The following is a 25,589-nucleotide window of genomic DNA, read 5'->3' as shown; positions in this document are numbered from 1 at the left end:
ATGGCTATAACCAGAGCCGTAGCCATAAGCTGCAGCTCTTCTTTTGAAGAAATGAGACAAGCAGGGGCATCCGGGCTGGTACCCGGACTATCAGTGTGATCCTAGGTGGCTTGTTTTAGTCGCTGCATTCGGACTTCTGCAAGTTTGCTCGGTGTCGACACCGATGGTGTTCCCCTAACCGAGGGTGACCAAGCATGCAAGAAAGCGTGATGCAGCGCATGTGGAACAGCGCCTACCTTTCAGGTGGAAACGCTGCCTATGTGGAAGAGCTTTATGAGCTCTACCTGCACGACCCTAACGCTGTGCCAGAAGAGTGGCGCACCTACTTTCAGAAGTTGCCAGCCGACGGCAACTCTGCCACTGATGTTTCGCACTCGACGATTCGCGATCATTTCGTGCTGCTGGCAAAGAACCAGCGCCGCGCCCAACCGGTTTCCGCCGGCAGCGTGAGCAGTGAGCACGAGAAGAAGCAAGTTGAAGTGCTGCGATTGATCCAGGCCTACCGTATGCGTGGCCACCAGGCAGCCCAGCTTGACCCGCTGGGGCTGTGGCAGCGTCCTGCACCTGCAGACCTGTCGATCAATCATTACGGCTTGACCAATGCCGATCTTGATACGACCTTCCGTGCCGGCGACCTGTTCATCGGCAAAGAGGAAGCGAGCCTACGCGAAATTCACGAAGCGTTGCAGCAGACATATTGCCGCACCATCGGCGCTGAGTTCACGCACATCACCGATTCCGAGCAGCGCCAGTGGTTCCAGCAGCGTCTGGAAAGCGTGCGTGGCCGTCCGACGTACTCCGCCGACATCAAGAGCCACCTGCTTGAGCGCGTGACTGCCGGTGAAGGCCTGGAAAAATACCTCGGCACCAAATACCCGGGCACCAAGCGTTTCGGTCTGGAAGGCGGCGAAAGCCTGATTCCGATGCTCGACGAACTGATCCAGCGTTCCGGCTCGTACGGCACCAAGGAAGTCGTCATCGGCATGGCCCACCGTGGCCGTCTGAACGTACTGGTCAACACCTTCGGCAAGAACCCGCGCGAGCTGTTCGACGAGTTCGAAGGCAAGAAGAAGGTCGAGCTGGGTTCCGGTGACGTTAAATACCACCAGGGCTTCTCGTCCAACGTGATGACCACCGGAGGTGAAGTTCACCTCGCCATGGCGTTCAACCCGTCCCACCTGGAAATCGTTTCCCCGGTGGTCGAAGGTTCGGTGCGCGCCCGTCAGGACCGTCGCAACGACCTGACCGGTGAGAAAGTTCTGCCGATCTCCATCCACGGTGACGCGGCATTCGCCGGTCAGGGCGTGGTCATGGAAACCTTCCAGATGTCGCAGACCCGCGGTTTCAAGACCGGCGGTACCGTGCACATCGTGATCAACAACCAGGTTGGTTTCACCATCAGCAACCCGCTGGACTCGCGCTCCACCGAGTACGCCACCGACGTTGCCAAGATGATCCAGGCGCCGATCCTCCATGTGAATGGTGATGATCCGGAAGCCGTGCTGTTCGTGACCCAGCTGGCCATCGACTACCGCATGCAGTTCAAGCGTGACGTGGTGATCGATCTGGTCTGCTACCGTCGTCGCGGCCACAACGAGGCCGACGAGCCAAGCGGCACCCAGCCACTGATGTATCAGCAGATCACCAAGCAGCGCACCACCCGTGAGCTGTACGCTGATCGCCTGACTCAGGCCGGTGTGCTTGACGCTGAACGCGTTCAGGCCAAGGTCGACGAATACCGCAACGCGCTGGACAACGGTCTGCACGTAGTGAAATCGCTGGTCAAAGAGCCGAACAAAGAGCTGTTCGTCGACTGGCGTCCGTACCTGGGCCACGCCTGGACTGCGCGTCACGACACGCGTTTCGATCTCAAGACCCTGCAAGAGCTGTCCGCCAAGCTGCTGGAAATTCCGGAAGGCTTCGTTGTTCAGCGCCAGGTCGCGAAGATCTACGAAGACCGTCAGAAGATGCAAGCCGGCGGCCTGCCGATCAACTGGGGTTACGCTGAAACCATGGCGTACGCGACCCTCGCGTTCGAAGGTCACCCGATCCGCATGACCGGTCAGGACATCGGCCGCGGTACGTTCTCGCACCGTCACGCTGTGTTGCACAACCAGAAAGACGCGGGCACCTACATTCCGCTGCAGAACCTGTACGACGGTCAGCCACGTTTCGACCTGTACGACTCGTTCCTCTCGGAAGAAGCGGTACTGGCATTCGAATACGGTTACTCGACCACCACGCCAAACGCGCTGGTGATCTGGGAAGCCCAGTTCGGCGACTTCGCCAACGGTGCTCAGGTCGTGATCGACCAGTTCATCACCAGCGGCGAGCACAAGTGGGGCCGTCTCTGCGGTCTGACCATGCTGCTGCCACACGGTTACGAAGGCCAGGGCCCTGAGCACAGCTCGGCACGTCTTGAGCGTTACCTGCAGCTGTGCGCCGAGCACAACATTCAGGTGTGCATGCCGACCACGCCAGCGCAGATCTACCACTTGCTGCGTCGTCAGGTGATCCGTCCGCTGCGCAAGCCGCTGGTCGTGCTGACGCCGAAGTCGCTGCTGCGCCACAAACTGGCCATCTCGACGCTGGAAGATCTGGCCGAAGGTTCGTTCCAGACCGTGATCCCGGAAATCGATGCACTGGACCCGAAAAAGGTCGAGCGCGTGGTTCTGTGCAGCGGCAAGGTCTACTACGACCTGCTGGAAAAACGCCGTGCCGAAGGCCGCGAAGATATCGCCATCGTGCGTATCGAGCAGCTGTATCCGTTCCCTGAGGACGACTTGAAAGAAGTCCTGGCTCCATACACCAACGTCAAACACGCCGTTTGGTGTCAGGAAGAGCCGATGAACCAGGGTGCCTGGTACTGCAGCCAGCATCACTTGCGTCGCAGCATCGCCAACCTCGACAAGACTCTCGTACTTGAGTACGCGGGCCGTGAGGCTTCGGCTGCGCCAGCTTGTGGTTACGCATCGATGCACGCCGAGCAGCAGGAAAAACTGCTGCAAGATGCTTTCACTGTTTAACGCCTTCGCGCTGACTGAAACCGAATTTTAAGGACCCACAGATAATGGCTATCGAAATCAAAGCCCCGTCATTCCCGGAATCGGTTGCCGATGGCACCGTTGCCACCTGGCACAAGAAACCAGGTGAGGCCGTCAAGCGTGACGACCTGATCGTCGACATCGAAACCGACAAAGTCGTGCTCGAAGTGTTGGCTGAAGCAGACGGCGTGCTGGGCGCAATCGTTGCCGAAGAGGGCGCTACCGTTCTGTCGAACCAGGTCCTGGGCTCGATCGAAGAGGGCGGCGCTGCTGCTGCCGCTCCTGCCGCCGCTGCTGCTCCGGCCGCTACTGCCGCTGCCGCACCAGCTGCTGCCGATGGCGAAGATGACCCGATCGCCGCTCCTGCCGCGCGCAAGCTGGCTGAAGAAAACGGCATCAACATCGCTTCCGTTGCCGGCACCGGCAAGGGCGGTCGTGTGACCAAGGAAGACGTGGTAGCAGCGGTTGCTGCCAAGAAAGCCGCTCCGGCTGCCGCGCCTGCCAAGGCTGCTGCTCCTTCGGCTGCTGCGCCTGTGTTCGCTGCCGGCGACCGCATCGAGAAGCGCGTACCGATGACTCGCGTACGTGCCACCGTGGCCAAGCGTCTGGTTGAAGCCCAGTCGAACATGGCGATGCTGACCACGTTCAACGAAGTCGACATGACCGAAGTCATGGCGCTGCGTTCGAAGTACAAGGACCTGTTCGAGAAGTCCCACAACGGCGTACGCCTGGGCTTCATGTCGTTCTTCGTGAAAGCGGCCACCGAAGCGCTGAAACGCTTCCCGGCTGTCAACGCGTCGATCGACGGCGGCGACATCGTTTACCACGGCTATGCGGACATCGGCGTTGCCGTTTCCAGCGACCGTGGCCTGGTGGTACCGGTTCTGCGTAACGCCGAGCTGATGAGCCTGGCTGAAATCGAAGGCGGCATCGCAACATTTGGCAAGAAAGCCCGTGACGGCAAACTGTCGATGGACGAGATGACCGGTGGTACCTTCACCATCACCAACGGTGGTACCTTCGGTTCGATGATGTCGACGCCGATCGTCAACCCGCCGCAGGCAGCGATTCTGGGCATGCACAACATCATCCAGCGTCCGATGGCCATCAACGGTCAGGTCGTGATCCGTCCGATGATGTACCTGGCTCTGTCCTACGATCACCGCCTGATCGATGGCAAAGAAGCTGTGACCTTCCTGGTGACCATCAAGAACCTGCTGGAAGATCCGGCTCGTCTGTTGCTGGATATCTAAAAAGCAGCTGCAAGCTTTCAGCTACAAGCCTCAAGCTCAAGGCGAGCGGGTGGGCTTGCAGCTTGAAGCTTGCGGCTTGTAGCTTTATTGCTAAAGAGGATTTTTTGAATGTCGCAGAAATTTGACGTAGTAGTGATCGGTGCCGGCCCTGGTGGCTATGTAGCGGCCATCAAGGCTGCTCAGTTGGGCCTGACCACTGCCTGCATCGAGAAGTACACCGACGCAGAGGGCAAGCAAGCCCTGGGCGGTACCTGCCTGAACGTAGGTTGCATTCCTTCCAAGGCGCTGCTCGACAGCTCGTGGAAATACAAGGAAGCCAAAGAGAGCTTCAACGTTCACGGTATCTCGACCGGCGAAGTCAAAATGGACGTCGCTGCGATGGTTGGCCGCAAGGCTGGCATCGTCAAGAACCTGACCGGCGGCGTTGCCACCCTGTTCAAGGCCAACGGCGTTACTTCGATCCAGGGCCACGGCAAGCTGCTGGCCGGCAAGAAAGTCGAAGTCACCAAGCCGGACGGTTCGGTTGAAGTCATCGAAGCGGAAAACGTCATTCTCGCGCCAGGTTCGCGTCCGATCGACATTCCACCGGCTCCGGTTGACCAGAAAGTCATCGTCGATTCGACTGGCGCTCTGGAATTCCAGTCCGTACCTAAACGTCTGGGCGTGATCGGCGCTGGCGTGATCGGTCTGGAACTGGGTTCGGTATGGTCGCGTCTGGGTGCAGAAGTGACTGTGCTCGAAGCACTGGACACTTTCCTGATGGCAGCGGACACCGCTGTTTCCAAGGAAGCGCTGAAAACCCTGACCAAACAGGGTCTGGACATCAAGCTGGGCGCTCGCGTTACCGGTTCGAAAGTCAACGGCGAAGAAGTCGTCGTCAACTACACCGATGCCAACGGCGAACAGACCATCACTTTCGACAAGCTGATCGTAGCCGTTGGTCGCCGTCCGGTGACCACTGATCTGCTGTCTGCCGACTGCGGCGTGGAAATCGACGAGCGCGGTTTCATCGCGGTCGATGACCATTGCGTCACAGCTGTACCGGGCGTCTTCGCCATCGGTGACGTGGTTCGCGGCATGATGCTGGCCCACAAGGCTTCGGAAGAAGGCATCATGGTTGTCGAGCGCATCAAGGGCCACAAGGCTCAGATGAACTATGATTTGATCCCTTCGGTTATTTATACTCACCCGGAAATCGCGTGGGTTGGCAAAACCGAGCAGGCGCTGAAGGCCGAAGGCGTTGAAGTCAACGTCGGCACCTTCCCGTTCGCCGCTTCCGGCCGTGCCATGGCTGCCAACGATACCGGTGGTTTCGTCAAGGTCATCGCCGATGCCAAGACCGACCGCGTATTGGGCGTGCACGTGATTGGCCCGAGCGCTGCAGAACTGGTTCAGCAGGGCGCGATCGGTATGGAGTTCGGCACCAGCGCTGAAGACCTGGGCATGATGGTTTTCTCCCATCCGACCCTGTCCGAAGCCTTGCACGAAGCTGCTCTGGCAGTGAATGGCGGCGCCATTCACATTGCCAACCGCAAGAAGCGTTAAGACATAATAAGAAACCACGGCGGCAACGGCCCGTCGTGAGCCTTGCGAGCAAGACTCACCGCGGAATGTCCGCCGGACGCAGTCTTGCGTAGCCCAGCTACGCAAGCAGCAGTCACAGGTGGCGCGGCACTCAAACGAGCGCAGCGCCGAATGCGCAGTACCTAACGAAGACGGTAAAAAGCATGAATCTTCACGAGTATCAGGGTAAGCAGCTGTTCGCTGAATACGGCCTGCCAGTTTCCACTGGTTACGCAGTAGACACCCCGGAAGCAGCAGCAGAAGCTTGCGACAAAATCGGCGGCAACGAGTGGGTCGTCAAAGCCCAGGTTCACGCCGGTGGTCGCGGTAAAGCGGGCGGCGTAAAGCTGGTTCGCAGCAAAGAAGACGCCAAAGCCTTCGCACAGCAGTGGCTGGGCAAGCGTCTGGTGACTTACCAGACTGACGCCAATGGCCAGCCAGTCACCAAGATCCTGGTTGAATCGTGCACTGATATCGCTAAAGAGCTGTACCTGGGCGCTGTCGTTGACCGTTCGAGCCGTCGCATCGTGTTCATGGCTTCCACCGAAGGTGGCGTGGACATCGAGAAAATCGCTCACGACACTCCAGAAAAAATTCTCAAGGCCACTATCGATCCACTGGTTGGCGCTCAGCCATCCCAGGGTCGCGAGCTGGCATTCCAGCTGGGTCTGGAAGGCAAGCAGGTCACTCAGTTCGCCAAGATCTTCGTAGGTCTGGCCAAGCTGTTCAAAGACCACGACCTGGCTCTGCTGGAAGTAAACCCGCTGGTGATCAAGGCTGACGGCGATCTGCACTGCCTCGACGCGAAGATCAACATCGACGCCAACGCCATGTATCGTCAGCCTAAGCTGAAGGCTTTCCACGATCCGTCGCAGGACGATCCGCGCGAAGCGCACGCTGCCAAGTTCGAACTGAACTACGTAGCGCTGGAAGGCAACATCGGTTGCATGGTCAACGGTGCCGGTCTGGCCATGGGCACCATGGACATCGTCAACCTGCATGGCGGCAAGCCGGCCAACTTCCTCGACGTAGGTGGTGGCGCTACCAAGGAACGCGTTACTGAAGCGTTCAAGATCATCCTGTCCGACCAGAACGTCGCGGCAGTACTGGTCAACATCTTCGGCGGCATCGTTCGCTGCGACATGATTGCCGAAGGCATCATCGGCGCCGTGAAAGAAGTCGGCGTGAAAATCCCGGTTGTTGTTCGCCTTGAAGGCAACAACGCTGAGCTGGGCGCTAAAGTACTGGCAGAAAGCGGTTTGAACATCATCGCTGCTACCAGCCTGACCGACGCTGCTCAACAAGTTGTCAAAGCTGCGGAGGGCAAATAATGAGCGTCCTGATCAATAAAGACACCAAAGTTATCTGCCAGGGTATTACCGGTTCGCAAGGTAGTTTCCACACCCAGCAAGCCATCGAATACGGCACCAAGATGGTTGGTGGCGTAACTCCGGGCAAGGGCGGCACCGAGCACCTGGGTCTGCCAGTGTTCAACACCGTAAAAGACGCAGTAGCTGCCACTGGCGCTACCGCCAGCGTGATCTACGTTCCGGCTCCGTTCTGCAAGGACTCGATCCTGGAAGCGGCATTCGGCGGCATCAAGCTGATCGTCTGCATCACCGAAGGCATTCCTACCCTGGACATGCTGGACGCCAAAGTTAAGTGCGACGAGCTGGGCGTAGTCCTGATCGGCCCTAACTGCCCAGGCGTGATCACCCCAGGCGAATGCAAGATCGGCATCATGCCAGGTCACATTCACTTGCCAGGCAAGGTCGGTATCGTTTCCCGTTCCGGCACCCTGACCTACGAAGCTGTGAAGCAGACCACTGACGCCGGTTTCGGTCAGTCGACTTGCGTCGGCATCGGTGGTGACCCGATCCCGGGCTCGAACTTCATCGACATCCTGAAGCTGTTCCAGGAAGACCCGAAGACCGAGGCGATCGTGATGATCGGCGAGATCGGCGGTTCGGCTGAAGAAGAAGCGGCTGCCTACATCAAGGCTAACGTGACCAAGCCGGTTGTTTCCTACATCGCTGGTGTGACTGCTCCTCCGGGCAAGCGCATGGGCCATGCTGGCGCAATCATCTCTGGCGGCAAAGGCACTGCAGACGAGAAATTCGCTGCGCTGCAAGACGCAGGCGTAAAAACCGTGCGTTCGCTGGCAGACATCGGCAAGGCCCTGGCCGAGCTGACTGGCTGGGAAGTGAAGAAGTAAGCTTCGGCTGACTTTTTAGCTCCAGCAACAAAGGCCACCTTCGGGTGGCCTTTGTCGTTCCTGGCGTATGAGAATTTTGAGAGCTGTAGTGGCGAGGGGATTTATCCCCGCTGGGCTGCGAAGCGGCCCCCATGCTAGCGACCATGATCAGTCAGGCAGTTCCAGCTCGGATTCTTTGGGACTGCTGCGCAGTCCAACGGGGATAAATCCCCTCGCCACAGGTTCGTTGTGATGAATACAGGTTCTCTGTATGAAAAATAGATATGTAAACGCGACACTGAAACGTCGCGTATCGGAAAGTTCGCCCTCTAACAGTGCGTTTGTCAGCCAAATTCGTTAGGCTGGCAGCCATTTTTGCGTCCGCCGCCCACAAGGCAGCTACGCGCTTTAAGGGTCAGTCCCATACGGATCGACAGCATTTCCCTAATCCAACAGGGCAATCCCCCTCTAAATTCCGATTTCAGTAGTGTGGTATTACCTTAATGAAAGTTTTGAAAGGTCAGGACATCCTGGCACTTGGTTTTATGACGTTTGCCCTGTTTGTCGGGGCCGGTAACATCATTTTCCCGCCGATCGTCGGCTTGCAGGCCGGACCTCACGTCTGGATGGCCGCACTGGGTTTCCTGATTACCGCCGTTGGTTTGCCGGTGGTCACCGTGGTGGCGCTGGCCAAGGTCGGCGGTGCGATGGATGCGTTGAGCAGCCCTATCGGCAAGATCGCTGGCGGTATCCTCGCGGCGGCATGCTACCTGGCCGTGGGTCCGCTGTTCGCCACCCCGCGTACCGCGACCGTATCCTTCGAGGTAGGTCTGGCGCCATTGACCGGCGAAAGCCCGCTGGCGCTGTTCCTCTACAGCTCGGTGTACTTCCTGCTGGTGTTCTTCATTTCGCTCTACCCTGGGCGGTTGCTGGATACCGTTGGCCGCTTCCTCGCACCGCTGAAAATCATTGCGCTGGCAGTACTGGGCATCGCCGCGTTCGCCTTGCCGGCGGGTGACATCGGTCACGGCACACCGGAATATGTGGCGGCACCGTTTTCTCAGGGCTTCATCAATGGTTACCTGACCATGGATACCCTCGGCGCACTGGTATTCGGCATCGTTATCGTCAACGCGATCCGCTCCCGTGGCGTCGAGTCGCCGGCGCTGATCACCCGTTACGCGATCATTGCCGGGCTGATTGCCGGCGTGGGTCTGGCACTGGTCTACGTCAGCCTGTTCCGCCTCGGTTCCGGCAGCCATGAAGTCGCGGTCGGCGCGACCAACGGCGCGGCGGTGTTGCATGCCTACGTGCAGCACACCTTCGGTTCGCTGGGCAGTGGTTTCCTTGCGGTGCTGATCTCGCTGGCGTGTCTGGTCACGGCGGTCGGCCTGACCTGTGCCTGCGCTGAATACTTCAGCCGTGTGCTGCCGTTGTCCTACAAGACTCTGGTGATTATCCTCGCAGCGTTTTCCCTGCTGGTCTCCAACCTCGGTCTGACCAAGCTCATTGCTTTCTCGATTCCGGTACTCACCGCGATCTACCCGCCGTGCATCGTTCTGGTCGCACTGAGCTTCTGCAAGGATTTCTGGCATGAGCACGGGCGCATTCTTGGCCCGGTGATGCTAGTTTCCTTCGTTTTCGGCACCATCGACGCCCTGAAAGGCGCTGGTCTGGCCGACTGGATGCCAACTCAGCTGACCCATCTGCCGCTGAGCGAGCAAGGGCTGGCATGGCTGGTGCCATGCGTGATGACCCTGGTGGTCGCCGTGGTCTGTGATCGCCTGCTGGGCAAGCGCAGCGAAGTCCCTGCCTGACGTGATGTGACCCGCCACAAGCGGGTCAGGCACGGTTAAACAGAAATGCCCCGTATCAATCGATACGGGGCATTTTTTATCAGAGCTGATAATCCTCAACCCAGATAACGTACGACCAGAGCTCCCACATTGACGTTGTCGCTGTCACGGCTCAGGAGTATTCGCTTGTCGGGCTGCACTGCCACCGAGATCCATTGCATACCTGGCCCCATAGAGTGAGTAACGTATCCCTTGCCATCCCCAAAGGTTGTGTCCAGTTCACCCGTTGCCAGATAGCGGCAGGCAAGCATTTGCTCCCTGGTTATTTGCCCTGTACTCCCCACCACAACCAAACCATCCTCAGGCTCCCCACTTAGATCGAACAAAGTGCAACCGTCGGTTAATCCAAGATCAGTGACAACAGGCTTACCCTGATTGAATGCGAGATTTGGTCTACCGTTCGGGTTGTACGCGGCCATCATTGCTTTGCGTCCTTTCCCCCAAACGTCGTTGGGGGATGTGTCGACCTGGCCAGCAACAAAGAAGCTGCCGTCAGCACGTAACATCAGGCTTCGTACGCTGACCGGGTAATCCGATGGAATGTAGACGGTCCCGGTGCCATCATCGCCGAAGTCTTTATGGGGCGTTCCATCGACGTTCAGGCGCACAATCTTCCCTTCTCCAGCCCTCGAACCTGCAACTGTGATTACTCCATCCTCTGCTACTGAAATCGAAGCAATGCCCATTGCAAGATCCAGCCAGCCTTTGTTGTTGAAAGCGGTATCGAAATCTCCATTCTGATCAAGTCTGAACAGTCGGTCGCTTTGACCGACGAGTATTTTTTCATCAGCAGTCAGTACTAACCTGGTTCTGGATTGCGACGTGATGGAAGCTTCCGGTTTTGGCAATTGCGATTCGGACTGTGGCAGGAAAGGGACGTAAACCGTCCCATCGGGACCGAAATCGCGATCTCTTTCACCATCAGCGAAGAATCTGGCAAGCGCAAATCGGGTTCCTTGGTCCTCATCATATTGATACCCAAAAAGCAGCGCCTTGCCGTCTTTATAAAGACAGGCGCCAGTTCCGCTGGCTTGTCCCGAACCTGTAAACGTACCTACGATCAAACCGTTTTCGTTGAAGCCAGTATCGTTAGTACCGTCCGCGAGTAATTGCGCCAAATGAAAACTGACTTTGCCCTCTACAACAGTTTGTCCCACGAGAAGGATCTTTCCATCCGGGCGCAAGCCTGCGATTTTCAAAGCCTGGCTTCCCGTAGCAAATGACTCGGCGTACCCCCGGTTGCCAAACGTTGTGTCAATGGGCAGCGCAGCGTTCAAAGGTCTCATGCTCAAATCCTTGTCTGATAGGGGAGCGGTCAGTGTTCCCGTTTGAGAAAACGACCTTATGCCTCGCCATACCCTCGGCGCTACTGTCAGAGTTGACAGGTATAAGCCTCTGAAAACTGATAGCTGCGGTCTATTTTGAATAAATTTGACTCTTCAATGAGCGTGTCTTTTTACGAGCCAACACGTCGAAACGAAGGGTTCCCTCCATCATTCCTCTTGCTCAGGACAACGAATGTCGTTCATCCAAGCCAATCTGATCCACTTGCTCGCCGCCGTCTGGTTTGTCGTCTGCTGGGGCGGTTACACCCGTTATGCCACCTGGAAGGCCCGTGATACGGCGTGTCTGGCCAGCGTGTTGCACCTGTACCGCGAAGACTGGATGCGCCGCATGCTGCTGCGTGACAACCGCATCGCCGATGCCAGCGTGATCGGCAATCTGGAACGCAACGCGTCGTTCTTCGCCTCCAGCACGCTGATCATCCTCGCCGGTATCCTCACCGTGCTCGGTGCGTCCGACCGAGCCGTATCGTTGTTGGCGGATATTCCGATGGTGCAGCAGGCGTCGCAGGGCATGTCGGAGATCAAGTTGCTGTGTCTGGCACTGGTGTTCGTCTATGCGTTCTTTACTTTCAGCTGGTGCATGCGCCAATACAACTTCGCTGCGATTCTGGTCGGTTCAGCGCCGATGATCGGTGAGCGCCAAGTGACCGAGCAAGAACGCAAGGCGTTCGCTTCGCGGGCGGCGCGGGTGATTTCGATGGCGGCCAACCAGTTCAACTTCGGCCTGCGTTCTTATTACTTCGGCATGAGTATGCTGGCGTGGTTCGTCAGCCCGTGGCTGTTCATGATCATGAGCGCGGGAGTCGTGGTGGTTTTGTATCGCCGCGAGTTTCATTCCGACGTTCTCGATGTCATGGTCTATACCCCTACAGAGGCGCCCGTCCCTGAGGCGAACAAAGAGGCTGTTTGATGAGTATTCCGTTCTGGTGTGTGTTTATCAGTGCTTTATTGATCTATGTGGCGCGTATGCCGGTGGCCAAGGCCATGAAAGAGCAGGGCGGGTATGACAATCACTTGCCGCGGCAGCAGCAGGCGCAGTTGACTGGCTTCGGTGCGAGGGCGCTGGCGGCCCATCAGAACAGCATCGAAGCCTTCATCCTCTTCGCCGTCGGCGTGCTGATGGCGCATACCACGCAAACCGCGGGTTGGCTGATCGATGCGCTGGCGATCATCTTCGTGATCTCGCGGATTTTCTATCTGTGGTTCTATCTGGCCGATCTGGCGAAGTTGCGCAGCCTGATGTGGCTAGTTGGCTTCATCTGTTCGCTGTTGCTGATGATTAGTCCGACTTTTAGAACCGTGTTGCTCTAGCCGGTAAATCGCAGGCAAAAGAAAACCCGCACTTGGCGGGTTTTCCTTTCACACCACAAAGCTTATTGCTTTTTGGCGGCTTCTTCTTGAGCAGCGGCGTTCGATTCAGCCTGAGCTTTGGCAGCTTCGGCGTTTTCTTTTGCTGCGTCGTTCACTTTATCCTGAGCTTTGTTCATGTCTTGCTGAGCTTGCTCAGCATGTTGGTTTGCATCTTGAGCTTTGTCCTCGGATTTTTTATCGCAGGCAGCGAGACCGAGGGAAGCGGTCAACATCAAGGCAATAGCTAAAGTCTTACGCATGGGGTGTATCTCCTTATGGAAAATAACTACTGGCCTTAAGAACTCGGCGCTACGGGTTAAGTTCCTCAATTGTTTCAGATATATAAGTTTGTTTTATCACGGAACTTTTGCCGCTTTTCTCAATACTGGCACAAGGCCCAAACGCGAGTAATTATCACATGGCCGAAAACCCCGTTTTTGAGCGCGCGACGCGCTTTTTATCGGCATTGCGGCACTGTCAGGTCCTCGGTCTGCAGGTGCACAGTGCCTCCAGCGAAGGGCTGACGGTGATCCTGCCGTACAGCGAAAAAATCGTCGGCAATCCCGAAACCGGAGTCATCCACGGCGGTGCCATCACTTCACTGATGGACACTGCATGCGGCATGTCGACCCTGTGCGTGCTGCCGGAGTTCGAAGTCTGTCCGACCCTCGATCTGCGCATCGACTACATGCACGCCGCTGAACCGAACAAAGCGGTGTACGGCTTTGCCCAGTGCTACCGCGTCACCACCGACGTGATCTTTGCCCGTGGTTTTGCCTACCAGGACGATCCCGAGCAACCGATTGCCCACGTCGTCGGCACATTCATGCGCATGGGCATTGGTCTGAAGGGCAGCAAAGGCTTCGCGGGCGCGATCAAGGGAGCGAGCCAATGAGCAACGATCTCAGGGAGCAGCTGCAGCAGGCCCACGCGCACGGCGATTACACGCCGCTGCTGGCACTGATTCCTTATGCCGGGCTGATCGGTATCGAGTGCTCGCGAGTCGGCGATGAGTTGCTGTTCAAGCTGCCGGCGAACAAGGACAACATTGGTAACCCTTTATTGCCGGCGATCCATGGCGGGGTGATTGCCGGCTTCATGGAGCTGGCCGCGGCCCTGCATCTGCTGATTTTTACCGGCACGCCGGGCGTGCCGAAGATCATCGATTTTTCCCTCGATTACCTGCGCGCCGGGCAGTTTCGCGACACGTGGGCCAGGTGTCAGGTCTGCCGTCAGGGGCGTCGCGTGGCCAACGTTGCGGTCACGGCGTGGCAGAGTACCGAGGGCGAACCGATCGCCACGGCCCGCGCGCACTTCAAAATTGATGAGCCCTTGAAATCCTGAACAGCGCCCCCAACTCAGATGACAACCCGCCGCAGACCATTTCGGGTCGCGGCCACTGCCATCTGATTGGAGTTTGATGACCATGAGTGTGGAAACTCAAAAGGAAACCCTGGGCTTCCAGACCGAGGTAAAGCAGCTGCTGCACCTCATGATCCATTCGCTGTATTCGAATAAGGAAATTTTCCTTCGCGAATTGATCTCGAACGCCTCTGACGCTGTCGACAAGCTGCGCTTCGAAGCCCTGGCCAAGCCTGAGTTGCTCGAAGGTGGCGCTGACCTGAAAATCCGTGTGAGCTTCGACAAGGACGCCAAGACCGTCACCCTCGAAGACAACGGTATCGGCATGAACCGTGACGATGTGATCACTCACCTGGGGACCATCGCCAAATCCGGCACCGCCGATTTCATGAAAAACCTGTCCGGCGATCAGAAGAAAGATTCGCACCTCATCGGCCAGTTCGGTGTCGGCTTCTATTCGGCCTTTATCGTCGCCGACAAGGTTGATGTATACAGCCGTCGCGCCGGCACTGCCGCCAGCGAAGGCGTGCACTGGTCGTCGAAAGGCGAGGGCGAGTTCGAAGTCGCCACCATCGATAAGCCAGAGCGCGGTACCCGCATCGTCCTGCACCTGAAATCCGGTGAAGACGAATTCGCGGATGGCTGGCGTCTGCGCAACATCATCAAGAAGTACTCCGACCACATCGCTTTGCCGATCGAACTGCCGAAGGAAGTCACTCCGGCCGAAGGCGAAGAGGCTCCGGCCGTTGAATGGGAAACCGTCAACCGCGCCAGCGCCCTGTGGACCCGTCCGCGCACTGAAGTCAAAGACGAGGAATATCAGGAGTTCTACAAACACATCGCTCACGACTTCGAGAATCCGCTGTCGTGGAGCCACAACAAGGTTGAAGGCAAGCTCGAGTACAGCTCGCTGCTGTACGTGCCGGCCCGCGCGCCGTTCGACCTGTACCAGCGTGAAGCGCCGAAGGGCCTGAAGCTTTACGTGCAGCGTGTGTTTGTAATGGATCAGGCCGAGTCGTTCCTGCCGCTGTACCTGCGCTTCATCAAAGGCGTGGTCGATTCCAACGACCTGTCGCTGAACGTGTCGCGTGAAATCCTGCAGAAAGACCCGATCATCGATTCGATGAAAACCGCGCTGACCAAGCGTGTGCTCGACATGCTGGAAAAACTGGCGAAGAACGAACCTGAGCAATACAAGGGCTTCTGGAAAAATTTCGGTCAGGTCATGAAAGAAGGCCCGGCAGAAGATTTCGCCAACAAAGAGAAAATTGCCGGTCTGCTGCGTTTCGCATCGACCCAGGGCGACGACGGCGAGCAGGTTGTCGGTCTGGCTGACTACCTGGCCCGCGCCAAGGAAGGTCAGGACAAGATCTACTACCTCACCGGCGAAACCTACGCGCAGGTGAAGAACAGCCCGCACCTGGAAGTCTTCCGCAAGAAAGGCATCGAAGTGCTGCTGCTCACCGATCGCATCGACGAGTGGCTGATGAGCTACCTCAGCGAATTCGACGGCAAGACGTTTGTCGACGTGGCGCGCGGTGACCTCGATCTGGGCAACCTGGACTCGGAAGAGGACAAGAAAGCCGCTGAAGAAGTCGCCAAGTCCAAAGAGGGTCTGGTCGAGCGCCTGAAAACTGCGCTGGGTGATTCCGTGGCTGAAGTTCGCGTGTCCCATCGTCTGACCGACTCGCCGGCCATTCTGGCCATCGGCGAACAGGACCTGGGTCTGCAAATGCGCCAGATTCTCGAGGCCAGCGGGCAGAAAGTCCCGGATTCGAAGCCGATTTTCGAATTCAACCCGAGCCACCCGCTGATCGAGAAACTCGATGGCGAGCAGAGCGAAGAGCGTTTTGGCGATCTGTCGCACATCCTCTTCGATCAGGCCGCCCTGGCGGCGGGTGACAGCTTGAAGGATCCGGCCGCTTATGTGCGCCGTCTGAACAAGCTGCTGGTTGAACTGTCGGTTTGATCACGTTGTAGGAAAAACCCGCTTCGGCGGGTTTTTTCATTCTGGTGTTTACACAATCAGGAGTCAGAAATGAGCCAAGTCACTGTACGTTCCGTGGTCTATCAGATTGACGGCCAGACCTATGAAGGTCGCCTGGCGTTCGACGCCGAGCACAAGGCTGCGCGCCCGGGTTTGCTGATGGCGCCGAACTGGATGGGCGTCAGCGCCGGTGCTGAAGACATCGCCAAAGCCGTGGCGGCCAAGGGTTACGTGGTGCTGATTGCGGATGTCTATGGCCAGACCGTACGTCCGCAGAACGCTGATGAGGCGCTGGCAGCGATGATGCCGCTCAAGGACGACCGCGCGCTGTTGCGCAAACGTCTGCAAGTGGCTTTCGAGCAATTGCAGAGCCAGGGCGAAGCGGCAGTGGATACCTCGAAACTGGCGGTGTTCGGTTTCTGCTTCGGTGGTTGCTGTGCGCTGGACCTGGCTCGCACCGGCGCGCCGGTAAAAGCGGCGGTGTCGTTCCACGGCACGCTGGATTCGCCGAACCCGGCGGATGCGCAGAACATCAAGGGCTCGGTGCTGGTGCTGCATGGCGCGTCCGATCCATTGGTGCCGAAAGAGCAACTGCCGGCATTCGAAGATGAGATGAACGCGGCGAAGGTCGACTGGCAACTGCTCAGCTACGGCGGCGCGGTGCACTCCTTTACCGATCCGCACGCCAATGTGCCGGGCAAGATGATGTACGACGAAAAGACCGCCAAGCGCGCGTTCAAGTCGATGCATGATTTGCTGGATGAAGTGTTCAACGGCTAAAAGCGAAAAGCCCCTCACCCTAGCCCTCTCCCGGAGGGAGAGGGGACTGATTGGGGGTTGCTCGGGAGTGGCGTCGACCTGAACGCGAACAGGCGAATCCATAATCGCCGAGACTTTTCAGGTCGATGTATAACGCAAGACGCCTCGGTCGGCTCCCTATCCCTCTGGGATAGGCGACTGATTGAGGGTTGCTCGGGAGTGACGTCGACCTGAACTTGAATAGGCGAATCCATAATCGCCGGGATTTTTCAGGTCGATGTATAACGCAAGGCGCCTCGGTCGGCTCCCTATCCCTCTGGGAGAGGGGACTGATTGGGGGTTGCTCGGGAGTGGCGTCGACCTGAACGTGAATAGGCGAATCCATAATCGCCGAGACTTTTCAGGTCGATGTATAACGCAAGACGCCTCGGTCGGCTCCCTCTCCCTCTGGGAGAGGGCTGGGGTGAGGGTAAGCGGCCTAGCGCGGTAGTTCGATCCGCTCGACTTCCCCCGGCACCGTCGGCCAATCCCCGGCCGCCCACTTGCGCCGCGCCTCATCGATGGCCGCCGGATCGCTTGAAACAAAATTCCAGTTGATCCGTCTCGGCCCGTCCAGCGCCGCGCCGCCGAACACCACCGCGTGCACATCGCTTTCGGCAAACAGGCTCATCTCTTCGCCAACCGGCAACACCACCAGCGCATGCGGCTCGATCGCGTCGCCATTCAACTGCGCATCGCCGCTCAACACATACACCGCGCGTTCTTCATGCTCGGCCGGAATCAGCAATGTGGTCGCGGTCTGCATCTTCACTTCGGCATACAGCGTAGGAGAAAGCACCGGCACCGGCGATTCCAGGCAAAAGCCTGACCCGGCAATCATGCGAATCTGCACGCCGAGGTTATCGCTGACCGGCAACGTCGCTGCCGGGTGATGACTGTAATGCCCCGGACCTTCTTCGTGTGCCTTGGGCGAGGCCAGCCAGACTTGCAGGCCGTGCAAGGTGAACGTCTCGGCAAGCAGCGGCGCAGGCGTGCGCTCGACGTGGGCGATGGCGCTGCCAGCGGTCATCCAGCTGACATCGCCGGCACCGACCACCTGATCGGAGCCCAGACTGTCTTTGTGCTGCAATTGCCCTTCGAACAGATAGGTAAGTGTCGACAGGCCAATGTGCGGATGCTGTCGGATATCCATGCCTTTACCCGTCGGATAAATCGTCTCGAGCATGTGGTCGAAAAACACGAAAGGCCCGACGTTGCGGCATTTGGCTGACGGCAGCGGGCGCAGAATCGGCTGGCCTTCGACGTCTTCGGCGCGCGGGCGGATGATCAGGAGTGGCGTGTCCATGGTGCATTCCAGGCTGAGCGGGTGATGCCAGAAGCATAACCCGCCGCTGGCATCAGGAGGATTATTGGCTGTCGAAGCCTTGTGGTGCGTGGGTTTCGATGCTGACTTCAGTGGTGGTCATCAATTTGTGAATCGGGCAGCGATCGGCCACACGCAGCAGTTCCTCGCGCTGAGCGTCGGTCAGTACACCTTTGAGGGTGAGGGTGACATGCAGGGCGTATTTGCCTTTCTGCTCTTGGCTGTTGTCGCGCTTCACTTCGACTCCCACGCCGGTCAGCGGGATGTCTTTTTTCTTCGCGTACATCTTCAGGGTCAGCGCTTTACAGGCGCCAAGCGCGGCGTCGAAGTAGTCGTGTGGCTCTGGCGCGGTGCCTTCACCCCCAGCGTTTTTCGGTACATCGGCAAACAATTCGTGGTCGTTGATCTGGACGGTGTGACGAAAACCTTCGGCAGAGACGGTATTGACGGTAACAGTCATGGAAACCTCACAGGCGGCAGGAAAAATCGTTCGAACAAAACAGACCTTGCAGTTATAGAGCATTCGCAGCAGTGGGCGTTCCGCTTTTCGGCAGGGCTGAACCCTTGTCGTTCGGGCGCGGTCTAGGCTATGCCCATCTGCCGGAGATTACTTGTGTCCTTGTCTCGTCTGAGTCTTGCCTGTCTGCTGCTGTTCGCTGGCAGCGCCAGTGCCCGCGAATACACCTACAGCGATGCGCACCTGCATTACGTGGATTTTTTCCAGGAAAGCGCCGGCATGCAGAAATTGCTCACGGCCATGAAGGACAATTCCATCGAGCACGTGATGATTTCCGGCATTCCCGTGGCGAAGAAATGGCATGAAGACGAACCCAAGCGCCCGCGTTATTACGCCGGTGATGACGCCGATGCCTATTGGTACAGCGCCACCGATGTGATCATTGCCGACGCGGTGGAAAAACTTGCGCCGGAGCAGCGCCAGTACTTTCATCCGTTCCTGTCCGGCTTCAATCCCAATGACAAGAATTCCGCCGCGCACATCCAGCGCATGCTCGACCTGTATCCGGGGTTGTGGCAGGGCATCGGCGAGGTGTTCACCCGGCACGATGACCTGACGGCGCTGACCTCCGGCGACACGCCCCGAGCCAACAACGAGGCAATGACCAAGATCTATCACCTCGCTGCGGAAAACGATCTGCCGGTGATGCTGCATTCCAACATCACTTCCAAGCGTGAGAAAAATCCGCTGTACCTGAAGGAAGTCGAAGAGCCGCTGCGCAACCATCCGCACACGCGATTCATCTGGGCGCATGCCGGCACCAGCGCCGAGATCCATCGGCATCAGACCCAGTTGCCGTTTCTCCTGCCAACCCTGACGCGCATGCTTGAGGCTTATCCGAATCTGTTTATCGACCTGTCGTGGAGCATGCTCACGCCGTATCTGCTGGACGAGCAGGGCAAGCCGCGCGCCGAATGGCTGGCGCTGGTGGAAAAGTATCCCGAGCGCTTCATGCTCGGCTCTGACGTGGTAGGACGGTTCAACAAGCTTGGTCAGGAAATGCACAGCTACAAGCCGTTTCTCGATGCGCTGCCGGAAGGGGTGGCGCGCAAAGTCGCGCGCGATAACTTCCTGGCAATACTGCCGCGCAACACAGAAAAACCCGCTGCTCCGCGCTGAAACGTCAAAGCCATGAGTTCGGACTAGCCGCTCGTTTGCCTATCGCTTTTTCGTCTTACGCAATTTCACGGCAATGCCGATACCTTCTAAAGCACCCCGCTGCAGGCTGATGCAGCGCTTTTGGAAGGAGCCAGAGTGATGAATATCCGTAGTCTCAATATTGCCCCGCGCGCCGGTCTCGGTTTCGGCCTGCTGGCCCTGATGGTGTTTGCCCTCGGCGCGTTCGCCTTGCTGCAAATGTCGAACATGCGAGCGCAGTCCGATGAAGTCGACAACAACTGGCTGCCAAGCGTGATGGCGGTCGGTGAAATGAGTCAGGACATGCTGCGCCTGCGTGCGCTGACCATGCGCCTGTTGCTCAACCGTGACCCCAAGGCACTGGAGCAGAATGTCGCCAAGCTCGACGAGCTGCGCAGTGGCTTGAGCGAAGCGCAGCAGCGTTATGACGGTCTGATCGTGCTGCCTGAAGAGCGCGTATTGTTCGAACGCTTCAAGGGCACCGAGCACAAATACCTTGAGCTTCAGGCACAAGTCCTACAGCTGTCGGCGCAGAATCGGATCGCTGAAGCTTCGACGATTCTCAATGATCAGATGAGCCCGCTGGCCGATGAAATCGCCGCCACTTTGCGTGAGCTGGTCGAGTTGAATAAACAGAATGCCGGTCTGGCCACTGAGGCCGCGCGACTGGTGTTCAAGCAATCGCGGCTATGGGTCGCAGTAATGATCGCCATGGCTGCGCTGATTACCGTCGGCCTGGCGTTGCTGCTGACGCGCAGCATCGTCGTGCCATTGTCGCAATCGCTCAGCGTGGCCGAGGTGGTGGCCGGTGGGGATTTGACCGGTGACATTCACATCACTGGCAAAGACGAGCCGGCGCGTCTGCTGCAAGCGTTGAAAAGCATGCAGCACAATCTGCGCGACACGATCCGGCGCATCTCCGAGTCGTCAACGCAGTTGGCCTCGGCAGCCGAAGAACTCAGCAGTGTCACCGAAGACGCCACTCGCGGCCTGCATCAGCAGAGCCAGGAAATCGAACAGGCCGCCACTGCGGTCAACCAGATGACAGCAGCGGTGGAAGAGGTGGCGAACAACGCCGTGGCCACGTCCGAAGCCTCCCGCGAGTCCGACCGCATCGCCCGGCAAGGGCGCGAGCAAGTGCAGCAGACGGTGACGTCGATCGAGTTTCTCGCTGGCGATGTCACCAATAATGCCGCGCAGGTCGAGGCGCTGGCGCAAAAGGTTCATGGCATCAGCAAAGTGCTGGACGTGATTCGCTCGATCGCTGAACAAACCAATCTGCTCGCCCTCAACGCCGCGATCGAAGCCGCGCGCGCCGGTGATGCCGGGCGTGGCTTTGCAGTAGTGGCAGATGAAGTGCGGGCGCTGGCGCATCGCACCCAGCAGTCGACCCAGGAAATCGAGCAAATGATCGGCGGGATCCAGCAGGGCACCGATTCAGCGGTCAGTTCGATGCAGCAAAGCAACTCAAGGGCGCGCTCGACCCTCGAGCTGGCGAAGAGCGCAGGCTCGGCCCTGGAGGAAATTGCCTCGGCGTTTACCTTGATCAACGAGCGCAATCTGGTCATCGCCAGCGCCTCGGAAGAGCAGGCAGCGGTGGCGCGGGAGGTGGATCGCAACCTGATGAATATTCGTGATCTGGCGATGCAGACATCGGCGGGGGCCAATCAGACCAGTGCGGCGAGTCAGGAGTTGTCGAAGTTGGCGGTGGATCTGAACGGGATGGTGGCGCGGTTTTCGGTGTGAGTTTGACCTTCAAAAGCCCCTCACCCTAACCCTCTCCCGGAGGGAGAGGGGACTAATCGTGCGATGCTTTGGAATCCATATTCGACTCGGTTTCTCAGGTCGATGGTTAGCGGCAGACACCTCGGTCGGCTCCCTCTCCCTCGGGAGAGGGCTGGGGTGAGGGGTAGGGCCGCCGCGCAGTATCATCGAACAGATAAACAAAAGCCCCGCATTCGCGGGGCTCTCTGTTCTTGCGACGGATCAGCTGCCTTTGACAGTCTTACCGTTGACCGTACCGTCCTGGAGCATGATGTTGTACTCCTTGCCGTCAGTCTCGACCTGTTGCAGGCGCACCAGCAGGTAATCCCAGTCCTTGGCGAACCACAGCACGGTGATGCGTTTGCTTTGTGTCGGATCGCGCACGCGCTCGACCTTGATCGCATCGATCTGGCCGGCCTTGGTGTCGACCTTTTCCGAACCCAGCACGCGGAAGTCGTAGGTATCGACTTCGCCATCATCAACCACCTGATAGCTCATGCTTTTCTTGCCGGCGGCAACGTCGTGCTGCAGCGCCAGTTGATAGGTCGACTTGTCGACCATGCCACGGTTCAGCGGGATCTTCACCGCGTCGCCACGGTCGGTGCCGGTCACCAGTTTATTGGCCCAGTCGAAGTCCAGATCAGCTTTTTTCGCTTTGCCCAGACCACCACGTTCAAAGTGGTAGGACTGCGGCAGCAGGGTGTCCTTGTCCAGCTTCAGGGTGCTTTCTTCAGTCAGGCTGGCGATCATCATCGAGGCCTTGAAGCTGAGCTTCCAGACGCCGTCGGCTTCCTTGGTCAGGCTGCGTTCGGCGGTGCCGCTCATGGGCAGCTGCTTCCAGTCGGCGGTGTAGCTGGCGGAGAACGGTTGAAGGTCCGCTGCCTGCGCGAAGGGCAGGGCGAGCAGAGCGCAAGCGAAGAGCAGGGCGCGACGCATAATATCTCCTAGTGTCGAATCAAGTGGCCGCTGGCGGCGAGTGGCTGACCGTCGAGTAAAGCACCCTGGTCACCGAGTGTCAGCCTGCCTTCGGCAAACCAGCGTACTGCCATCGGATAGATCAGGTGTTCCTGGGCGTGGACTCGTTGCGCCAGACTCTGCGGCGTGTCGTGCAACTCTACCGGTAATACTGCTTGTACGACCAGTGGTCCGCCATCGAGTTCCTCGGTGACGAAGTGCACGGAGCAGCCATGTTCCGTATCGCCGGCCTCCAGCGCGCGCTGATGAGTGTGTAACCCTTTGTATTTGGGCAGCAGCGACGGATGGATGTTGAGCAGGCGACCCTGGTAGTGACGCACGAAATCAGCGCTGAGAATGCGCATGAAGCCGGCCAGCACCACGAGTTCGGGGTTGAATTGGTCGATCAGTTCGATCAGCGCGGCATCGAAGGCCTCGCGGCCCTCGAATGCCTTGTGATCCAGCGAGCGGGTGGCGATACCCGCGTCGCGGGCGCGTTGCAGGCCGTAGGCGTCGGCGCGGTTGGAAATCACCGCAGCGATGCGGACCGGGCTGTCGCCGGTCCGCGTGCTGTCGATCAGAGCCTGCAAGTTACTGCCGGTGCCGGACAACAGCACCACGACATCACAGGGCTTTGGCATCAGTGAGCCTTGAGGTTCTTCAGCTCGACCTGCGCAGCGCCTTCGGCGGCCACGGCGATCTGACCGATGACCCAAGGCTGCTCGCCGGCGTCACGCAGGGTGTTCAGGGCCACTTCGACGTGCTCCTGAGCCACGCAGATGACCATGCCGACGCCGCAGTTCAATACGCGGTGCATCTCGGTTTCATCAACGTTGCCTTTCTCCTGCAGCCAGTCGAATACGGCCGGGCGAGTCCAGCTGGCCACGTCAACCACTGCTTGCGCGCCTTTTGGCAGTACGCGCGGAATGTTGTCGAGCAGGCCGCCACCGGTGATGTGGGCCATGGCCTTCACAGCGCCAGTGTCCTTGATCAGCTTGAGCAGTGGCTTGACGTAGATGCGGGTCGGGGCCATCAGCAGGTCGGTCAGCGGTTTGCCGTCGAGCTGGGTGTTTTCGATGTCGGCGCCGGAGACTTCGATGATCTTGCGGATCAGCGAGTAGCCGTTGGAGTGCGGGCCGGACGATGGCAGGGCGATCAGGGCGTCACCGGTGGCGACTTTCGAGCCGTCGATGATTTCCGCTTTTTCCACGACGCCGACGCAGAAGCCGGCCAGGTCGTAGTCTTCGCCTTCGTACATGCCTGGCATTTCAGCGGTTTCGCCGCCGACCAGCGAGCAACCCGACAGTTCGCAACCAGCGCCGATGCCGGTGACAACCTGGGCAGCGGTGTCGACGTTCAGTTTGCCGGTGGCGTAGTAGTCGAGGAAGAACAGCGGCTCGGCGCCGCACACCACCAGATCGTTGACGCACATGGCGACCAGGTCGATGCCGATGCTGTCGTGCTTGTTCAGGTTCAGCGCCAGACGCAGCTTGGTGCCGACGCCGTCGGTGCCGGAGACCAGCACTGGCTGCTTGTAGCCGGCCGGGATTTCGCAGAGGGCGCCGAAACCGCCCAGGCCGCCCATGACTTCCGGGCGCGCAGTGCGCTTGGCGACGCTCTTGATGCGTTCGACCAATGCTTCACCGGCGTCGATGTCTACACCGGCGTCCTTGTAGCTCAGGGAGGGTTGCTTGCTCATGATCCAGGCCTTTAGGGGAGGGGATTCAGGGGGTAACGACCGAGTTCAGCGGGAACATCGAACTCGATGGGCGATCGCCTCACGCGAGTTTCGAGGGGCCCGGCTGTTGCCGGTCTGCGAAGGCGCGCGATTTTATCAGGCTTGAGGGGCAGCGGCCATCCTCGCACCGACGGGCAGGGCCATATCGGCGGAAATTTTTTGCAATCGCAGGGTATGACTGCCTGTATAAGGTGTGGCGATTAACCGTCTATCGTTAGGACTGTGCAAAAACTTACCGCCACCGTGTGAATGTTTTGCAAGAGGTGGGGGTCACAGCCTTGCTCAACCGGTTCACGCGGCGTGTTCCAGCCGCTCCTGTCGACGGGAATTTTCCATGCGTTTTTGTAAATTGTTATTTGTAGGCTGCCTGACGCTGGTCAGCCTGGCGAGCCATGCCGAAAACCTCAAAGGTCTGTATCAGGTGCGTCAGCCGGTCAACGGCCAGGCGCCGGAAGAGCGCGATCGCGCCACGCAGGCGGCGCTCGATACCCTGGTGCTGCGCCTGACCGGCGACCCGAAAGCCGCGCAGAACCCGGGGCTGGCGCCGATCCGCAAGGACCCGCAGCAGATCATCAGCCAGTTCGGTTTCGATGCCGGGCCACCGGAAGTGCTGAAAGTCGATTTCGATCCGGCAACCACCGAGCAGGCCTTGCGTCGGGCCGGGTTGCCGGTGTGGGGCGCCAGTCGACCGTCGATCCTCGGCTGGTGGCTGAACGATTCAACTGAAGGTGCGAGCCTGGTCGGTGACGGTCAGGCCGCAGCCTCAGCGTTGCGCACGGCCGCACAACATCGCGGTTTGCCACTGCGCTTGCCGCTGGCTGATCTCAGCGAGCAATTGGTTGCCACCGCACCCGCGCTGGAAAGCGCTGACCCCGCGCCCTTGCGCAGTGCTTCGGAGCGCTACAACGCCGACGCCTTGCTGGCGGTGCATGCCCGCGAAGAGGGCGGACAGTGGCAGGCAAAATGGCGCTTGTGGCTCGGTGATCAGAAAGAGGCCGGCAGCGTGCAGGGCGCCGATCAGGCTGCGATTGCCGATGCGGTGATGCTGGCGGTGGCCGAGCGTCTGGCGCCGCGATTCGTCGCCAAACCCGGCGCATCGGGTCAGCAGACGCTGGAAGTGCAGGGCATGAATCTGGAGCATTATGCGGCGCTGCTGCGGTTACTCGAACCGTTCGGCGTGCGTCTGCAAAGCGTGCAGGGCGATCGGATCGTCTATCGGGTCAATGGCAGCGCCGATCAGTTGCGCGCGCAATTGTCGCTGGCGAAGTTGCAGGAGCTGCCGGCCGAAGCGCCGGTTCCGGTGGCGCCTGCCCAGCCAGCGGCGGATGGTACGCCTGCGGTTGCAGCGCCAGCGCCAGCCCCGGCAGCGGCGGCACCGTCGTTGCGGTTTCGCTGGTAAGTC

The 25,589-nt window shown here is 58.9% G+C and carries 22 protein-coding genes and 1 pseudogene; 16 read left to right on the top strand and 7 right to left on the bottom strand.

Features of this window, described 5'->3' with window-relative positions; genetic code table 11:
• Positions 1-194: 194 nt before the first annotated feature.
• The 6 genes from ACV8MC_RS25245 to brnQ all read left to right on the top strand — a co-directional run bounded on the left by ACV8MC_RS25245 (position 195) and on the right by brnQ (position 9,871).
• The gene (locus ACV8MC_RS25245; protein ID WP_041479560.1) at positions 195-3,026 is read left to right on the top strand and encodes a 2-oxoglutarate dehydrogenase E1 component; all 2,832 of its coding nucleotides are present in this window, start codon (positions 195-197) and stop codon (positions 3,024-3,026) included.
• A gap of 44 nt (positions 3,027-3,070) precedes the next feature.
• A complete protein-coding gene (odhB, locus tag ACV8MC_RS25240; RefSeq protein WP_024012151.1) occupies positions 3,071-4,297 on the top strand; it encodes a 2-oxoglutarate dehydrogenase complex dihydrolipoyllysine-residue succinyltransferase in 1,227 nt (408 codons plus the stop codon).
• A gap of 108 nt (positions 4,298-4,405) precedes the next feature.
• Positions 4,406-5,842, top strand: a complete 1,437-nt coding sequence (gene lpdA / locus ACV8MC_RS25235; RefSeq protein ID WP_016773678.1) for a dihydrolipoyl dehydrogenase — start codon at positions 4,406-4,408, stop codon at positions 5,840-5,842.
• A 182-nt stretch (positions 5,843-6,024) separates the two neighbouring features.
• Positions 6,025-7,191: an ADP-forming succinate--CoA ligase subunit beta gene (gene sucC, locus ACV8MC_RS25230; RefSeq protein WP_016773679.1), complete on the top strand. Its 1,167-nt coding sequence runs from the start codon at positions 6,025-6,027 to the stop codon at positions 7,189-7,191.
• Complete coding sequence (gene sucD, locus ACV8MC_RS25225) at positions 7,191-8,075, top strand: succinate--CoA ligase subunit alpha (protein WP_016773680.1); 885 nt, start codon at positions 7,191-7,193, stop codon at positions 8,073-8,075. Before sucC ends, sucD begins: the two co-directional genes overlap by 1 nt.
• A 482-nt stretch (positions 8,076-8,557) precedes the next feature.
• Complete coding sequence (gene brnQ, locus ACV8MC_RS25220; protein WP_056783892.1) at positions 8,558-9,871, top strand: branched-chain amino acid transport system II carrier protein; 1,314 nt, start codon at positions 8,558-8,560, stop codon at positions 9,869-9,871.
• A gap of 95 nt (positions 9,872-9,966) precedes the next feature.
• Here the strand turns inward: brnQ and ACV8MC_RS25215 are convergent, their stop codons facing one another.
• On the bottom strand, positions 9,967-11,196 hold the full coding sequence (locus ACV8MC_RS25215; RefSeq protein ID WP_236169133.1) for an NHL repeat-containing protein: 1,230 nt from the start codon (positions 11,194-11,196) through the stop codon (positions 9,967-9,969).
• Between the two features lie 232 nt (positions 11,197-11,428).
• Here ACV8MC_RS25215 and ACV8MC_RS25210 point away from each other — a divergent pair, with 232 nt between their 5' ends.
• Both ACV8MC_RS25210 and ACV8MC_RS25205 read left to right on the top strand, forming a co-directional pair.
• The gene (locus ACV8MC_RS25210) at positions 11,429-12,166 is read left to right on the top strand and encodes a DUF599 domain-containing protein (protein WP_016773682.1); all 738 of its coding nucleotides are present in this window, start codon (positions 11,429-11,431) and stop codon (positions 12,164-12,166) included.
• Positions 12,166-12,567, top strand: a complete 402-nt coding sequence (locus ACV8MC_RS25205) for an MAPEG family protein (RefSeq protein WP_056783897.1) — start codon at positions 12,166-12,168, stop codon at positions 12,565-12,567. Before ACV8MC_RS25210 ends, ACV8MC_RS25205 begins: the two co-directional genes overlap by 1 nt.
• A gap of 62 nt (positions 12,568-12,629) precedes the next feature.
• Here ACV8MC_RS25205 and ACV8MC_RS25200 read toward each other — a convergent pair whose 3' ends face one another.
• The gene (locus ACV8MC_RS25200; RefSeq protein WP_007959016.1) at positions 12,630-12,866 is read right to left on the bottom strand and encodes a hypothetical protein; all 237 of its coding nucleotides are present in this window, start codon (positions 12,864-12,866) and stop codon (positions 12,630-12,632) included.
• Between the two features lie 158 nt (positions 12,867-13,024).
• Here ACV8MC_RS25200 and ACV8MC_RS25195 point away from each other — a divergent pair, with 158 nt between their 5' ends.
• From ACV8MC_RS25195 to ACV8MC_RS25180, 4 genes are all read left to right on the top strand, one after another.
• Complete coding sequence (locus ACV8MC_RS25195) at positions 13,025-13,501, top strand: PaaI family thioesterase (protein ID WP_024012154.1); 477 nt, start codon at positions 13,025-13,027, stop codon at positions 13,499-13,501.
• A complete protein-coding gene (locus ACV8MC_RS25190; RefSeq protein WP_236169132.1) occupies positions 13,498-13,950 on the top strand; it encodes a PaaI family thioesterase in 453 nt (150 codons plus the stop codon). The genes ACV8MC_RS25195 and ACV8MC_RS25190 overlap by 4 nt, the downstream gene beginning before the upstream one ends.
• Before the next feature lie 82 nt (positions 13,951-14,032).
• On the top strand, positions 14,033-15,937 hold the full coding sequence (gene htpG, locus ACV8MC_RS25185; protein ID WP_071171478.1) for a molecular chaperone HtpG: 1,905 nt from the start codon (positions 14,033-14,035) through the stop codon (positions 15,935-15,937).
• 69 nt (positions 15,938-16,006) lie between these two features.
• A complete protein-coding gene (locus ACV8MC_RS25180; RefSeq protein WP_252879670.1) occupies positions 16,007-16,735 on the top strand; it encodes a dienelactone hydrolase family protein in 729 nt (242 codons plus the stop codon).
• 457 nt (positions 16,736-17,192) lie between these two features.
• Here the strand turns inward: ACV8MC_RS25180 and ACV8MC_RS25175 are convergent, their stop codons facing one another.
• Both ACV8MC_RS25175 and ACV8MC_RS25170 read right to left on the bottom strand, forming a co-directional pair.
• The gene (locus ACV8MC_RS25175) at positions 17,193-18,059 is read right to left on the bottom strand and encodes a pirin family protein (RefSeq protein WP_457263935.1); all 867 of its coding nucleotides are present in this window, start codon (positions 18,057-18,059) and stop codon (positions 17,193-17,195) included.
• A 61-nt stretch (positions 18,060-18,120) separates the two neighbouring features.
• Positions 18,121-18,537 carry an OsmC family protein gene (locus tag ACV8MC_RS25170; RefSeq protein ID WP_457263933.1) on the bottom strand — a complete coding sequence of 139 codons (417 nt, stop codon included), beginning with the start codon at positions 18,535-18,537 and terminating at the stop codon, positions 18,121-18,123.
• Positions 18,538-18,666: 129 nt separating this feature from the next.
• On the opposite strand from ACV8MC_RS25170, the gene ACV8MC_RS25165 reads away from it, so the two are divergent.
• From ACV8MC_RS25165 to ACV8MC_RS25155, 3 genes and pseudogenes are all read left to right on the top strand, one after another.
• Positions 18,667-19,713 (top strand): amidohydrolase family protein, encoded by a 1,047-nt coding sequence (locus ACV8MC_RS25165; protein ID WP_150741312.1) that lies wholly within the window; start codon positions 18,667-18,669, stop codon positions 19,711-19,713.
• Positions 19,714-19,851: 138 nt separating this feature from the next.
• Positions 19,852-20,574, top strand: a pseudogene (locus tag ACV8MC_RS25160) (MCP four helix bundle domain-containing protein); the annotation flags it as partial.
• A gap of 39 nt (positions 20,575-20,613) precedes the next feature.
• A complete protein-coding gene (locus ACV8MC_RS25155) occupies positions 20,614-21,477 on the top strand; it encodes a methyl-accepting chemotaxis protein (RefSeq protein ID WP_371699267.1) in 864 nt (287 codons plus the stop codon).
• A gap of 240 nt (positions 21,478-21,717) precedes the next feature.
• Here ACV8MC_RS25155 and ACV8MC_RS25150 read toward each other — a convergent pair whose 3' ends face one another.
• Genes ACV8MC_RS25150 through purM form a run of 3 tightly spaced genes read right to left on the bottom strand, consistent with a single transcriptional unit; the run spans position 21,718 to position 24,148 of the window.
• Complete coding sequence (locus ACV8MC_RS25150) at positions 21,718-22,431, bottom strand: DUF3108 domain-containing protein (RefSeq protein WP_056783915.1); 714 nt, start codon at positions 22,429-22,431, stop codon at positions 21,718-21,720.
• Positions 22,432-22,439: 8 nt separating this feature from the next.
• A complete protein-coding gene (purN, locus tag ACV8MC_RS25145) occupies positions 22,440-23,090 on the bottom strand; it encodes a phosphoribosylglycinamide formyltransferase (RefSeq protein WP_150741314.1) in 651 nt (216 codons plus the stop codon).
• Positions 23,090-24,148 (bottom strand): phosphoribosylformylglycinamidine cyclo-ligase, encoded by a 1,059-nt coding sequence (gene purM, locus ACV8MC_RS25140; protein WP_016773695.1) that lies wholly within the window; start codon positions 24,146-24,148, stop codon positions 23,090-23,092. Before purM ends, purN begins: the two co-directional genes overlap by 1 nt.
• 373 nt (positions 24,149-24,521) lie before the next feature.
• On the opposite strand from purM, the gene ACV8MC_RS25135 reads away from it, so the two are divergent.
• Entirely contained in the window at positions 24,522-25,586 is a 1,065-nt protein-coding gene (locus tag ACV8MC_RS25135) for a DUF2066 domain-containing protein (protein ID WP_252877705.1), read from the top strand.
• Positions 25,587-25,589: the final 3 nt, after the last annotated feature.

Source organism: Pseudomonas sp. PK-RTE-24 (genome assembly GCF_054052265.1).
The sequence above is the reverse complement of the archived record's forward strand: the minus strand, read 5'-3'. Positions and strand labels throughout refer to the sequence as shown.

Coding starts and splice junctions, on each gene's coding strand:
- sucC (WP_016773679.1), top strand. CDS start 6,025: ATGAATCTTCACGAGTATCAGGGTAAGCAGCTGTTCGCTGAATACGGC.
- ACV8MC_RS25170 (WP_457263933.1), bottom strand. CDS start 18,537: ATGACTGTTACCGTCAATACCGTCTCTGCCGAAGGTTTTCGTCACACC.
- ACV8MC_RS25200 (WP_007959016.1), bottom strand. CDS start 12,866: ATGCGTAAGACTTTAGCTATTGCCTTGATGTTGACCGCTTCCCTCGGT.
- ACV8MC_RS25245 (WP_041479560.1), top strand. CDS start 195: ATGCAAGAAAGCGTGATGCAGCGCATGTGGAACAGCGCCTACCTTTCA.
- ACV8MC_RS25205 (WP_056783897.1), top strand. CDS start 12,166: ATGAGTATTCCGTTCTGGTGTGTGTTTATCAGTGCTTTATTGATCTAT.
- ACV8MC_RS25210 (WP_016773682.1), top strand. CDS start 11,429: ATGTCGTTCATCCAAGCCAATCTGATCCACTTGCTCGCCGCCGTCTGG.
- htpG (WP_071171478.1), top strand. CDS start 14,033: ATGAGTGTGGAAACTCAAAAGGAAACCCTGGGCTTCCAGACCGAGGTA.
- ACV8MC_RS25180 (WP_252879670.1), top strand. CDS start 16,007: ATGAGCCAAGTCACTGTACGTTCCGTGGTCTATCAGATTGACGGCCAG.
- odhB (WP_024012151.1), top strand. CDS start 3,071: ATGGCTATCGAAATCAAAGCCCCGTCATTCCCGGAATCGGTTGCCGAT.
- sucD (WP_016773680.1), top strand. CDS start 7,191: ATGAGCGTCCTGATCAATAAAGACACCAAAGTTATCTGCCAGGGTATT.
- ACV8MC_RS25195 (WP_024012154.1), top strand. CDS start 13,025: ATGGCCGAAAACCCCGTTTTTGAGCGCGCGACGCGCTTTTTATCGGCA.
- purN (WP_150741314.1), bottom strand. CDS start 23,090: ATGCCAAAGCCCTGTGATGTCGTGGTGCTGTTGTCCGGCACCGGCAGT.
- ACV8MC_RS25190 (WP_236169132.1), top strand. CDS start 13,498: ATGAGCAACGATCTCAGGGAGCAGCTGCAGCAGGCCCACGCGCACGGC.
- purM (WP_016773695.1), bottom strand. CDS start 24,148: ATGAGCAAGCAACCCTCCCTGAGCTACAAGGACGCCGGTGTAGACATC.
- brnQ (WP_056783892.1), top strand. CDS start 8,558: ATGAAAGTTTTGAAAGGTCAGGACATCCTGGCACTTGGTTTTATGACG.
- ACV8MC_RS25150 (WP_056783915.1), bottom strand. CDS start 22,431: ATGCGTCGCGCCCTGCTCTTCGCTTGCGCTCTGCTCGCCCTGCCCTTC.
- ACV8MC_RS25175 (WP_457263935.1), bottom strand. CDS start 18,059: ATGGACACGCCACTCCTGATCATCCGCCCGCGCGCCGAAGACGTCGAA.
- ACV8MC_RS25215 (WP_236169133.1), bottom strand. CDS start 11,196: ATGAGACCTTTGAACGCTGCGCTGCCCATTGACACAACGTTTGGCAAC.
- ACV8MC_RS25155 (WP_371699267.1), top strand. CDS start 20,614: ATGCAGCACAATCTGCGCGACACGATCCGGCGCATCTCCGAGTCGTCA.
- ACV8MC_RS25165 (WP_150741312.1), top strand. CDS start 18,667: ATGCCCATCTGCCGGAGATTACTTGTGTCCTTGTCTCGTCTGAGTCTT.
- lpdA (WP_016773678.1), top strand. CDS start 4,406: ATGTCGCAGAAATTTGACGTAGTAGTGATCGGTGCCGGCCCTGGTGGC.
- ACV8MC_RS25135 (WP_252877705.1), top strand. CDS start 24,522: ATGCGTTTTTGTAAATTGTTATTTGTAGGCTGCCTGACGCTGGTCAGC.